This is a genomic window from Pseudomonas sp. AD21 (genome assembly GCF_002878485.1).
Lineage (GTDB): Bacteria > Pseudomonadota > Gammaproteobacteria > Pseudomonadales > Pseudomonadaceae > Aquipseudomonas.
Genome location: NZ_NQYG01000046.1, coordinates 32,236 through 44,625 on the forward strand (window position 1 = coordinate 32,236; position 12,390 = coordinate 44,625).

Consider the following 12,390-nt stretch of genomic DNA (forward strand, 5'->3'; position numbering starts at 1 on the left):
CAAATTCGCAAGGTTCATATCAGACCGCTACCAGCACGATGGCGCCAATAACCAGCACGGCACCAGCAGCCATCGAAGCAGCGTACCAACGCAGTTGACCGGTCTCGGTGCGGCTCAGGGCAGTGTGACCACCCTTGGCCATACGCGGGATCAGACCGATGGTCTGGTCGAGCGGGTCTCTGCGCAGCATGTGGCTGATCGCAAGGTACGGCTTGACGAACAGTTTGTCGTAGATCCAGTCGAAGCCCCAGGCAGCGAACCACCAGGCCGAAAGGAAACGGCCGATGCCGCTGTTGGCGATTGCCGTTACAAAGCGACGCTTGCCGAGGAACAGCAAGGCCGCCAGCAGGATACCGGCCAGGGCGATGGCGCCCGAAGCGAGTTCCAGACTGTGCTTGGCTTCGCCGCCGGCATGCCCAACGCTTTCCGGCAGTACGCCGTGCAGCGGTGGAACGATCATCGCGCCGATGAAGGTCGACAGCACGATCAGCACCGACAGAGGCAGCCAGTGAGCGATGCCGTGACCAGCGTGAGCTTCGGTCTTGGCTTCACCGTGGAAGGTGATGAAGATCAGGCGGAAGGTGTACAGCGAAGTCATGAACGCGCCGACCAGACCTGCGTAGAGCAGACCGTGGTTACCGCTGGCGAACGCTTCCCAAAGGATTTCGTCCTTGGAGTAGAAGCCTGCGGTGACCAGTGGCAGAGCGGCCAGCGCAGCACCACCGACGATGAAACTGGCGTAGGCCAGTGGCAGTTTTTTCCACAGACCGCCCATCTTGAAGATGTTCTGCTCGTGGTGGCAGGCAACGATCACCGCACCGGAAGCAAGGAACAACAGGGCCTTGAAGAAGGCGTGGGTCATCAGGTGGAAAATCGCGCCATCCCATGCACCAACGCCCAGCGCCAGGAACATGTAGCCGATCTGGCTCATGGTCGAGTAGGCGAGGATACGTTTGATGTCGGTTTGTACCAGAGCGGCGAAACCAGCCAGTACCAGGGTCACACCACCCACGATGCCGACCAGGTGCAGGATTTCCGGCGCCAGGGTGAACAGACCGTGGGTACGGGCGATCAGGTAGACACCGGCAGTCACCATCGTTGCGGCGTGGATCAGTGCCGACACCGGGGTCGGGCCGGCCATTGCGTCCGCGAGCCAGGTTTGCAGCGGCAGTTGCGCCGATTTACCAACCGCACCACCCAGCAGCATCAGAGTCGCCAGGGTGATCCAGAAGTCGCCGACCTGGAATTTCTGCGGTGCCAGCACCAGCAGTTCCTGGATGTTCAGCGTGCCCACTTGCTGGAACAGGATGAACAGGCCGATGGCCATGAACACGTCGCCGATCCGGGTCACGATGAAGGCCTTGAGTGCGGCGTTACCATTGTTGCGGTTGCTGTAGTAGAAACCGATCAACAGGTACGAGCACAGGCCCACGCCTTCCCAGCCGAAGTACAGGAACAACAGGTTATCGCCGAGCACCAGGAACAGCATGCTGGCGATAAACAGGTTGGTGTACGCGAAGAAGCGCGAGTAACCCGCTTCGCCGCGCATGTACCAGGACGCGAACAGGTGGATCAGGAAACCTACGCCAACCACCACGCCGAGCATGGTGACCGACAGGCCGTCGACGTAGAGGGCGAAGTCAGGCTTGAAGCCTTCCACCGCCATCCACTGCCAAAGTACCAGGGTGTAGTGACCGCCTTCGGGAGGTGCGACGTTGAATTGCCAGATGACGTAGGCGGCGACAATCGCCGACAAGCCAATGGAACCCACGCCGATCAGCGCCGAGAGGTTTTCCGACCAGCGTCCACGGGAGAACGACAGCAGCAGGAAACCGATCAGAGGGAATACGAAAGTCAGAAAGATCAGGTTCATCCGCGCATCTCACTGGCAGCGTCGATATCGAGCGTGTGGAAGCGGCGATACAGTTGCAGCAGGATCGCCAGGCCGATACTGGCCTCGGCGGCTGCAAGGCTGATCACCAGGATGAACATGATCTGTCCATCCGGCTGGCCCCAACGGGCGCCAGCAACAATGAACGCCAGTGCAGAGGCGTTCATCATCACTTCCAGACTCATCAACACGAACAAAATGTTGCGGCGGACCATCAGGCCGACCAGACCAAGGCAGAACAGGATGCCGGCAACGGCCAATCCATGCTCGAGAGGGATAGCAGGCATGTCTTACTCCTTCGCCTCGTTACGGCCCAAATGGAACGCCGTGACGGCTGCAGCAAGCAGCAGCATCGAGGCGAGTTCGACCACCAGCAGGTACGGACCGAACAGGCTGATGCCCACGGCTTTCGCGTCTACGGTGGTGTGGCCGATGGCCTGACCGCTCTGGTGAGCGAACAGCACATACAGCAGTTCGGCCAGCAGCAGGGCGGCGAGAATCACCGGCCCCGCCCAGATACCGGGCTTGAGCCAGGTGCGTTCCTGCTGAACCGAGGCCGGGCCCAGGTTCAGCATCATCACCACGAACACGAACAGCACCATGATGGCGCCGGCGTAGGCGATCACTTCCAGCACGCCGGCGAACGGTGCGCCGAGTGCGAAGAAGGTCATGGCCACGGCAATCAACGAGATGATCAGGTAGAGCAGGGCGTGCACAGGGTTGGTGTTGGTGACCACGCGAAGCGTGGACACAACCGCGATACCCGATGCGAAATAGAAAGCGAATTCCATCGTTCTTCCTTAAGGCAGCAAGCTCTTCACGTTGATCGGTTCGGCTTCGTTCTGCGCAGAGCCTTTCGGCTTGCCAGCGATTGCCATACCTGCAACACGATAGAAGTTGTAATCAGGGTTTTTGCCGGGGCCGGAGATCAAAAGATCTTCTTTCTCGTACACCAGGTCCTGACGTTTGAACTCGGCCATCTCGAAATCCGGTGTCAGCTGGATTGCGGTGGTCGGACAGGCTTCCTCGCAGAGACCGCAGAAAATGCAGCGCGAGAAGTTGATACGGAAGAAGTCCGGGTACCAGCGACCGTCTTCGGTTTCAGCTTTCTGCAGCGAGATGCAACCGACCGGGCAAGCCACGGCGCACAGGTTGCAGGCTACGCAACGCTCTTCGCCATCGGGGTCGCGGGTCAGGACGATGCGACCACGGTAGCGTGGTGGCAGGTAGACCGCTTCTTCCGGGTATTGCAGGGTGTCGCGCTTGCGAAAGCCATGGCCGAAGACCATGACCAGGCTGCGCAACTGGGTACCGGTACCCTTAACGATGTCGCCAATATATTTGAACATGGGTCAAATCCTCACTGAACCGCAACCGCAGGTGTGTTCCACAACACAACCGCAGCGGTTATCAGCAAATTGATCAGGGTCAGTGGCAGGCAGAATTTCCAGCTGAAGTCCATCACCTGGTCATAACGCGGACGCGGGATGGAGGCGCGCAGCAGGATGAACAGCATGATGAAGAACGCGGTCTTCAGTGCGAACCAGACGAAGGACAGTTGCGGCAGGATGCCGAACGGACCGTGCCAGCCACCGAAGAACAGGGTGACCAGCAGCGCCGAGATCAGGATGATGCCGATGTATTCACCGACGAAGAACATGCCCCATTTCATACCGGCGTATTCAATGTGGTAACCGTCGGCCAGTTCCTGTTCCGCTTCCGGCTGGTCGAACGGGTGACGGTGAGTCACGGCGACGCCAGCGATGAAGAAGGTACAGAAGCCGAAGAACTGCGGAATGATGAACCACAGGTTCTGCGCCTGGTATTCGACGATGTCGCGCATGTTGAACGAGCCGACCTGCACCACGATGCCCATCAGGGCCAGGCCCATGAACACTTCGTAGGACACGGTCTGCGCCGAGGCACGCAAGCTGCCGAGCAGGGCGAACTTGTTGTTACTCGACCAGCCGGCGAACAGCACCGCGTAGACCGAGAGACCCGCCATGGCGAAGAAGAACAGCAGGCCGATGTTCAGATCCGCCACGCCCCAGGTCGGGGTGATCGGGATGATCGCGAAGGCGATCAGCAGGGCCGACATGGCCACCACCGGTGCCAGGGTGAAGATCACCTTGTCGGCAAACGGTGGGGTCCAGTCTTCCTTGAAGAACATCTTCAGCATGTCGGCAGCGATCTGGAACATGCCGAACGGGCCAACGCGGTTCGGACCGTAACGGTCCTGCCACCAGCCCAGCAGGCGACGTTCGACAAAGCTGAGCAACGCGCCTGCGACCACAACGGCCAGCAGAATCACGATGGCTTTGATGACCGTCAGGATCACGTCGATCACTTCAGGGGTGAACCAGGTCATTGCGCTGCCTCCTGCAGACCGTCGACGGACACGCCGGCGAATGCCGGTGGAATGCCGGCGATGCCCGCAGGCAAGGCCACCAGACCAGCGCCCAGTTCTTCATTGATGCGCAGCGGCAGACGCAGGGTCTGGCCGGCCACGTTCAGGCTCAGCAGAGCACCGTCGTTGACGCCCAGGCGATCCGCTTCGGATTTCGCCAGAGCCACGTACGGAGCTGGAATGCGCTCTTGAACCGGTGCGGCTTTCGACGAGTTCTCGTCGCTGCCGAACAGGTGGAAGAACGGCACGGCTTGCCAGGTGCCCGGCGCCGGGTTGAATGCGCGCGGTGCTGCAGCGAACCAGTTCAGTGAATCACCGGTGCTTTCGATCAGGCGGGTGCCCGGGTCGCCGGCACGGATGTGACCACCGACTTCGTCCTGGAACTTGTTCCACGCTTGTGGCGAGTTCCAGCCCGGAGACCAGGCAAACGGAACCTGCTGACGCGGTTCGGTAGAGCCCGAGTAACCTTCCATGGAGAAGGCGAACGCGGTGTCTTTGTCTTGCGGGGTGCGCGGTTCGTGAACGCTGATGTCGGCGCGCATCGCGGTGCGACCGGAATAACGCAGCGGCTCACGCGCCAGTTTCAGACCCTTGATGCGGAACGCCGCCGATGGTGCAGCGTCGACGATGCGCGCCAGTTGCTCGGTGCTCGAAGCAACGGCAGCAGTCACGTGGTCGAGTTGCGTCCAGTCGATCGGCTGGTTCAGCAGGGTCGCGCGCAGGGCGTGCAGCCAGCGCCAGCCTTCGTGCACCAGGATGCTCGCGTCCATGTATTGCGGGTCGAAAACCTGGAAGAAGCGCTGGGCGCGACCTTCCTGGCTGACCAGCGTACCGTCGCCTTCAGCGAAGCTCGCCGCTGGCAGCACCAGGTGCGCGCGATCGCTAGTGGCGGTCTTCTGGTGGTCAGCAACGATCACCACTTTCGCAGCGTTCAGCGACGCATCGACCTTGGCTTTCGAGGTGCGGGTGTACAGATCGTTTTCCAGCACGACGATGGCGTCGGCCTTGCCGTCGATCACGGCTTGCAGCGCCGCGTCGACCGATTCGCCACCGAGCATGGCCAGACCGAGGCTGTTGGCTTCCGGCACGATCAGGCTGATCGAACCGTTCTTCTCGCGCAGCTTCAGGGCTTTGGCGATGTTCGCAGCGGCTTCGATCAGGGCTTTGGAACCCAGCGAAGTACCGGCGATGATCAGCGGACGTTTGGCCGCGAGCAGGGCGTCGGCAATGCGCTTGGCCAGTTCCAGAGCTTCAGCGTCCAGACCTTCAACGGCAGGCGCGCTGGCATCCAGAGCGTGAGCCACGGCGAAACCGATGCGCGCCAGGTCGTCCGGAGCTGCGTGTACGCATTCTTCGGCGATGTCGTCGAGCTTGGTTTCCGCCAGGCTGGCGATGAACAGCGGGTTCAGCGCGTGCTGACCGATGTTCTTCACCGCAGCATCCAGCCAAGGCTGAACGCGCATGGCTTCGGCCATGTCTTCGGCTTTGCCCTTGACCGACTGACGCAGGGACAGAGCCATACGCGCAGCAGTCTGAGTCAGGTCTTCACCGAGGACGAACACAGCGTCGTGGTCTTCGATGTCGCGCATGTTCGGCACAGGCAGCGGGCTGTCCTTGAGCACTTGCAGGACCAGACGGATGCGTTCCAGTTCGGACGCTTCAATGCCAGAGTAGAAGTGCTCGGCGCCGACCAGTTCGCGCAACGCGTAGTTGCTTTCGAGGCTGGCGCGCGGCGAACCGATACCGACGATGTTGCGGCCGCGCAGCAAGTCAGCGGCTTTATCCAGTGCAGCGTCGAGGCCCAGCTTGGTGCCATCGGCCAGCAGCGGCTGACGTGGACGGTCGGTGCGGTTGACGTAGCCATAACCGAAACGGCCACGGTCGCACAGGAAGTACTGGTTCACCGAACCGTTGAAACGGTTTTCGATGCGACGCAGTTCGCCGTAACGCTCGCCCGGGGAGATGTTGCAACCGCTGGAGCAGCCATGGCAGATGCTCGGCGAGAACTGCATGTCCCACTTGCGGTTGTAGCGCTCGGAGTGAGTCTTGTCGGTGAACACACCGGTCGGGCAGACCTCGGTGAGGTTGCCGGAGAACTCGCTTTCGAGGGTGCCGTCTTCAACACGACCGAAGTACACGTTGTCGTGGGCGCCGAATACACCGAGGTCGGTGCCGCCAGCGTAATCCTTGTAGAAACGCACGCAGCGGTAGCAGGCGATGCAGCGGTTCATTTCATGAGAAATGAACGGGCCCAGTTGCTGGTTCTGGTGGGTGCGTTTGGTGAAGCGATAACGGCGCTCGTTGTGGCCGGTCATCACAGTCATGTCTTGCAGGTGGCAATGACCGCCTTCTTCGCACACAGGGCAGTCGTGCGGGTGGTTGGTCATCAGCCATTCGACAACACTGGCGCGGAACGCTTTGGATTCTTCATCGTCGATGGAGATCCAGGTGTTGTCGGTGGCCGGGGTCATGCAGGACATGACGATGCGACCACGGGTGTCGTTCTCGTCGGTGTACTGCTTGACCGCGCACTGGCGGCAAGCCCCGACGCTACCAAGCGCGGGGTGCCAGCAGAAATAAGGGATGTCGAGGCCCAGCGACAGACATGCCTGTAACAGGTTGTCTGCCCCGTCGACTTCGAGCGCTTTGCCGTCTACGTGGATAGTGGCCATGGTTCAAAGGTCTTCGTTGGCCCGGTGTCAGCGGGCGTGGCTAATGGAATCTTGTTATCCGTCCGAATCCAGTCAGCCCCGAAAGGCGTCATCGGACGAAAGGCGAAGGGCACGGACCCTTCGCCTTTTTAAGCGTTTACGCGCCGACTACGATCGGCCTTGCCAGAGGCGGGACGGCGGCGCTTGCAGGCGCGATACCGGCTTCGAACTCTGGACGGAAGTATTTGATGGCACTGCCCAACGGCTCCACGGCACCCGGTGCGTGAGCACAGAAGGTCTTGCCTGGGCCGAGGAAGTTGACCAGACCCAGCAGGGTCTCGATGTCGCCTGGCTGACCGCGGCCTTCTTCGATGGCCATCAAGAGCTTGACGCTCCATGGCAAACCATCGCGGCACGGGGTGCAGAAGCCGCACGACTCGCGAGCGAAGAACTGCTCCATGTTGCGCAGCAAGGAGACCATGTTGACGCTGTCGTCCACCGCCATGGCCAGGCCGGTACCCATACGGGTGCCCACCTTGGCGATGCCGCCGGCGTACATTTGTGCGTCGAGGTGTTCCGGCAAGAGAAAACCGGTACCGGCACCACCTGGCTGCCAGGCCTTGAGCTTGAAGCCGTCGCGCATGCCGCCGGCGTAGTCTTCGAACAGCTCGCGACCGGTGACGCCGAATGGCAGTTCCCACAGGCCCGGGTTTTTCACTTTGCCGGAGAAGCCCATGAGCTTGGTGCCCATGTCTTCGCTGCCTTCGCGGGCCAACGATTTGTACCAGTCAACGCCGTCGGCAATGATCGCCGGCACGTTGCACAGAGTCTCAACGTTGTTCACGCAAGTCGGCTTGCCCCACACGCCGACGGCGGCAGGGAAGGGCGGCTTGGAGCGCGGGTTGGCACGGCGGCCTTCGAGGGAGTTGATCAGTGCGGTTTCTTCACCACAGATGTAACGCCCGGCGCCGGTGTGGACGAACAGCTCGAAATCGAAGCCGCTGCCCAGAATGTTTTTACCCAGCAGGCCTGCAGCCTTGGCTTCTTCCACGGCACGGTTGAGGTGCTTGGCGGCGGTGGTGTACTCGCCACGCAGGAAGATGTAGCCACGGTAGGTTTTCAGCGCGCGAGCACTGATCAGCATGCCTTCGATCAGCAGATGGGGCAGTTGCTCCATCAGCATGCGGTCTTTCCAGGTGTTCGGCTCCATCTCGTCCGCGTTGCACAGCAGGTAGCGGATGTTGATGGATTCGTCTTTGGGCATCAGGCCCCACTTCACGCCCGTGGGGAAGCCTGCACCGCCGCGACCTTTGAGGCCGGCGTCTTTCACGGTCTGGACGATGGCGTCCTGATCCATGTCGGCGAAGGCTTTGCGCGCCGCAGCGTAACCGTTCTTGGCCTGGTACTCGTCGAGCCACACGGCTTCGCCGTCGTCACGCAGACGCCAGGTCAGCGGGTGAGTCTCGGCCGAACGCTGGATGCGGTTGGCAGGACCGAAAGATGTCAGGGTCATACGTAGCCCTCGAGCAGTTTGGCCACGCCAGCAGGCTGCACGTCGCCAAAGGTGTCGTCGTCGATCATCAGCGCCGGTGCCTTGTCGCAGTTGCCGAGGCAGCAGACAGGCAGCAGGGTGAAACGACCGTCGGCGGTGGTCTGACCCAGGCCGATGCCCAGATTGTTCTGGATTTCACTGACCACCGACTCGTGGCCGCCGATGTAGCAGACCATGCTGTCGCAGACGCGAATGATGTGGCGGCCGACCGGCTGACGGAAGATCTGGCTATAGAACGTCGCCACACCTTCAACGTCGCTGGCCGGGATGCCGAGGATCTCGCCGATCGCGTACAAGGCGCCATCCGGCACCCAGCCGCGTTCTTTCTGAACGATCTTCAGGGCTTCGATCGACGCCGCGCGCGGGTCTTCGTAGTGATGCAGCTCGTGCTCGATGGCCGAGCGCTCGGTTTCACTCAAGGTGAAACGGTCTGTCTGGATAAGCGTGCTGTTCATGCTTAGCGGTCCACGTCGGCCATAACGAAGTCGATACTACCCAGGTACGCAATCAAGTCCGCGACCATGCTGCCTTTGATCACCGAAGGGATCTGTTGCAGATGGGGGAAGCTCGGAGTGCGGATCCGGGTACGGTAGCTCATGGTGCCGCCGTCGCTCGTCAGGTAATAACTGTTGATGCCCTTGGTCGCTTCGATCATCTGGAAGGATTCGTTGGCCGGCATGACCGGGCCCCACGAAACTTGCAGGAAGTGCGTGATCAAGGTTTCGATGTGCTGCAGCGTGCGCTCTTTCGGCGGCGGCGTGGTCAGCGGGTGATCCGCCTTGTACGGGCCTTCCGGCATGTTGCGCATGCACTGGTCGATGATCTTGATGCTCTGGCGCATCTCTTCGACGCGAACCATGCAGCGGTCGTAGGCATCGCCATTGGCGGCCAGCGGCACTTCGAATTCGAAGTTCTCGTAGCCCGAGTATGGACGCGCTTTACGCAGGTCGAAGTCGCAACCGGTCGAACGCAGGCCTGCACCGGTGACGCCCCATTCCAGGGCTTCTTTGGTGTTGTAGGCAGCGACGCCGATGGTACGGCCCTTGAGGATGCTGTTCTGCAGGGCAGCCTTGGTGTATTCATCGAGGCGTTTTGGCAGCCATTCAACGAAGTCTTTTACCAGTTTGTCCCAGCCGCGCGGCAGGTCGTGAGCAACACCACCGATGCGGTACCAGGCCGGGTGCAGACGGAAACCGGTAATGGCTTCAATCACCGTGTACGCCTTCTGGCGGTCGGTGAAGGTGAAGAACACCGGAGTCATGGCGCCGACGTCCTGGATGTAAGTCCCCAGGAACAGCAGGTGGCTGGTGATCCGGAAGAACTCGGCCATCATGATGCGGATGACGTCGACCTTCTCGGGCACCTTGATACCGGCCAGCTTCTCGACCGAGAGCACGTACGGCAGGTTGTTCATCACGCCGCCGAGGTAATCGATACGGTCGGTGTACGGGATGAAACTGTGCCAGGACTGACGTTCGGCCATCTTTTCGGCACCACGGTGGTGGTAACCGATGTCTGGTACGCAGTCGACGATCTCTTCACCGTCCAGTTGCAGAATGATGCGGAAAGCACCGTGCGCGGAAGGGTGGTTCGGGCCGAGGTTGAGGAACATGTAGTCCTCGTTGGCGCCGGAACGCTTCATGCCCCAGTCTTCAGGACGGAAGCGCGCGGCCTCTTCCTCAAGCTGTTGCTTGGCAAGGTTGAGGCTGAACGGATCGAATTCGGTGGCGCGCGCCGGAAAGTCCTTGCGCAGCGGGTGACCTTCCCAGGTCGGCGGCATCATGATGCGCGACAGGTGCGGGTGGCCTTTGAAGTCGATGCCGTACATGTCCCAGACTTCACGCTCGTACCAGTTGGCGTTCGGCCAGATGCTGGTGACGGTGGGCAAACTGAGGTCGCTTTCGGACAAGGCGACTTTGATCATCACGTCACTATTACGCTCAAGCGACATGAGGTGATAGAACACGGTGAAGTCGGCGCCCGATGGCAGTCCTTGACGTTTGGTGCGCAGACGCTCGTCCACGCCGTGCAGGTCATAGAGCATGACGTACGGCTTGGGCAGGTTGCGCAGGAAGGTCAGGACTTCGACGAGTTTGGCGCGCGCCACCCACAGCACCGGCATGCCGGTGCGGGTCGACTGAGCGGTGAACGCTTCGGCGCCAAAACGGTTGTTCAATTCGACGACCACATCCTGGTCGTCTGCCTTATAAGGCGGGATGTACAGAGCGCTGCCTGTAGTCATGGTTATTTTTTCGCTTTCGGTCAACGTAAAGAATGAAGCCAGCTTCTCGTTTCTTTGTAAGAACAGATCTGGATCAGACTTCGTCAGGGCTGCGCAGGTTGGTGACTGCGATTCGCTGTTCGCGGCGCTGTTCTTTCTGCGAAGGCATGTCGGCGCGATAAACGCCTTGATCACCAACGACCCAGGACAGTGGGCGACGCTCCTGGCCAATCGATTCCTGCAACAGCATCAAGCCTTGCAGAAATGCTTCTGGACGGGGCGGGCAGCCAGGTACGTAGACGTCCACGGGCAGGAACTTGTCCACCCCTTGAACCACGGAGTAGATGTCGTACATACCACCGGAGTTGGCGCACGAGCCCATGGAAATCACCCACTTCGGCTCGAGCATTTGCTCGTAGAGACGCTGAATGATCGGCGCCATCTTGATGAAGCAGGTACCGGCGATAACCATGAAGTCGGCCTGACGCGGTGATGCCCGGATAACTTCGGCGCCAAAGCGCGCGATGTCGTGGGGCGCCGTGAAGGCGGTGGTCATTTCCACATAGCAGCACGAAAGGCCGAAGTTGTACGGCCACAGGGAGTTTTTACGCCCCCAGTTGACCGCGCCACTCAGCACGTCTTCGAGCTTGCCCATGAAAATGTTTTTGTGGACTTGATCTTCTAACGGATCGGAAACGGTTTCCCGTTCGCCAATCGGATACTGCTCGTTAGGAGCATCGGGGTCGATTCTGGTGAGATTGTATTGCATTGCCAAAGCCTCATTGTTTCAGCTTCGCCTGCCGCTTGCGACGAGCTTCCGGAGCCCAGTCAAGGGCGCCCACTCGGAACAGGTAGACAAGACCTGCCAACAGAATTGCTATGAAAACGAGAGCTTCGACGAATCCGGTCCAGCCGCTTTCGCGGACGGACACAGACCATGCAAAGAGAAAGAGGGCTTCGATATCGAAGATCACGAAGAGCATCGCGACCAGATAGAATTTGGCTGAGAGCCGCAAGCGGGCGCCACCGGTAGGTAGCATGCCGGACTCGAACGGTTCGTTTTTGCTGCGGCCCCAGGCTTTTGACCCGAGGAGGCTGGAGACGCCGAGCATGAAGGCACACAGGCCGACTACACCCAGAAGGAAAATGGCAAAGCCCCAGTTGTGGGCCATGAGTCCTGTCGCTTCGGGCATGCTGGTAATCCTTAACAGAGAGCAAAGGTCTCTGAGCTTGATAAAGAAATAAGGCAGTGACGATATGTCGCAGCAATCAATCGCGCTGATTTTATGGCTAAACACCCTGCAAGTAAAATTCCTATAGCGAAATTATTTATTGGAATAAGGACATAGCGCACCTCCAATGCCCTGCAGCCCATGCGTTGCGGGCATTAGGCGGGTTTATGCAAATAATGTTTTGTAGGGGGCGTAACGAACATAGTTGCGGCTAAATGATAATTGATATCGTTTGGGCTGGTTTTGTAACTGTTTAACGGGATGTCAGTTGGGAAGTTGTCTTACTTGCGCGTTACTGCAAGTAGCGACGGCGCCCGTTTTAGCGGATTTTTCTGACGGTTGTACCGCTCTGGATCAATGTTTTGTCTCCCAGGCTGAAGAGAAAACCTGTGGGAGATTCTATGGTTCATGCCTAGCCCCTAAACGGCTTTAGGTG

At 59.9% G+C, this 12,390-nt stretch carries 11 protein-coding genes; all 11 read right to left on the reverse strand.

Annotation, left to right across the window (positions count from 1 at the left end; translation table 11 throughout):
• Positions 1-19: 19 nt before the first annotated feature.
• Entirely contained in the window at positions 20-1,873 is a 1,854-nt protein-coding gene (gene nuoL, locus PseAD21_RS22010) for an NADH-quinone oxidoreductase subunit L (RefSeq protein WP_102357808.1), read from the reverse strand.
• Positions 1,870-2,178, reverse strand: a complete 309-nt coding sequence (gene nuoK, locus PseAD21_RS22015) for an NADH-quinone oxidoreductase subunit NuoK (protein WP_003223790.1) — start codon at positions 2,176-2,178, stop codon at positions 1,870-1,872. Before nuoK ends, nuoL begins: the two co-directional genes overlap by 4 nt.
• Positions 2,179-2,181: 3 nt before the next feature.
• Entirely contained in the window at positions 2,182-2,682 is a 501-nt protein-coding gene (gene nuoJ / locus PseAD21_RS22020; protein ID WP_007951462.1) for an NADH-quinone oxidoreductase subunit J, read from the reverse strand.
• Positions 2,683-2,691: 9 nt separating this feature from the next.
• Positions 2,692-3,240, reverse strand: a complete 549-nt coding sequence (gene nuoI, locus PseAD21_RS22025) for an NADH-quinone oxidoreductase subunit NuoI (protein WP_007920177.1) — start codon at positions 3,238-3,240, stop codon at positions 2,692-2,694.
• Positions 3,241-3,251: 11 nt separating this feature from the next.
• Positions 3,252-4,259, reverse strand: coding sequence for an NADH-quinone oxidoreductase subunit NuoH (gene nuoH, locus PseAD21_RS22030; protein ID WP_007964859.1), 1,008 nt, complete (start codon positions 4,257-4,259; stop codon positions 3,252-3,254).
• Complete coding sequence (gene nuoG, locus PseAD21_RS22035) at positions 4,256-6,970, reverse strand: NADH-quinone oxidoreductase subunit NuoG (RefSeq protein WP_102357809.1); 2,715 nt, start codon at positions 6,968-6,970, stop codon at positions 4,256-4,258. The genes nuoH and nuoG overlap by 4 nt, the downstream gene beginning before the upstream one ends.
• Before the next feature lie 136 nt (positions 6,971-7,106).
• A complete protein-coding gene (gene nuoF / locus PseAD21_RS22040) occupies positions 7,107-8,462 on the reverse strand; it encodes an NADH-quinone oxidoreductase subunit NuoF (RefSeq protein WP_102357810.1) in 1,356 nt (451 codons plus the stop codon).
• A complete protein-coding gene (gene nuoE, locus PseAD21_RS22045) occupies positions 8,459-8,956 on the reverse strand; it encodes an NADH-quinone oxidoreductase subunit NuoE (RefSeq protein ID WP_003223804.1) in 498 nt (165 codons plus the stop codon). Before nuoE ends, nuoF begins: the two co-directional genes overlap by 4 nt.
• Positions 8,957-8,958: 2 nt before the next feature.
• On the reverse strand, positions 8,959-10,743 hold the full coding sequence (nuoC, locus tag PseAD21_RS22050) for an NADH-quinone oxidoreductase subunit C/D (protein ID WP_102357811.1): 1,785 nt from the start codon (positions 10,741-10,743) through the stop codon (positions 8,959-8,961).
• Between the two features lie 73 nt (positions 10,744-10,816).
• Positions 10,817-11,491, reverse strand: a complete 675-nt coding sequence (locus PseAD21_RS22055; protein ID WP_003223809.1) for an NADH-quinone oxidoreductase subunit B family protein — start codon at positions 11,489-11,491, stop codon at positions 10,817-10,819.
• A 10-nt stretch (positions 11,492-11,501) separates the two neighbouring features.
• Complete coding sequence (locus PseAD21_RS22060) at positions 11,502-11,915, reverse strand: NADH-quinone oxidoreductase subunit A (RefSeq protein ID WP_003223812.1); 414 nt, start codon at positions 11,913-11,915, stop codon at positions 11,502-11,504.
• Between the last annotated feature and the right edge of the window lie 475 nt (positions 11,916-12,390).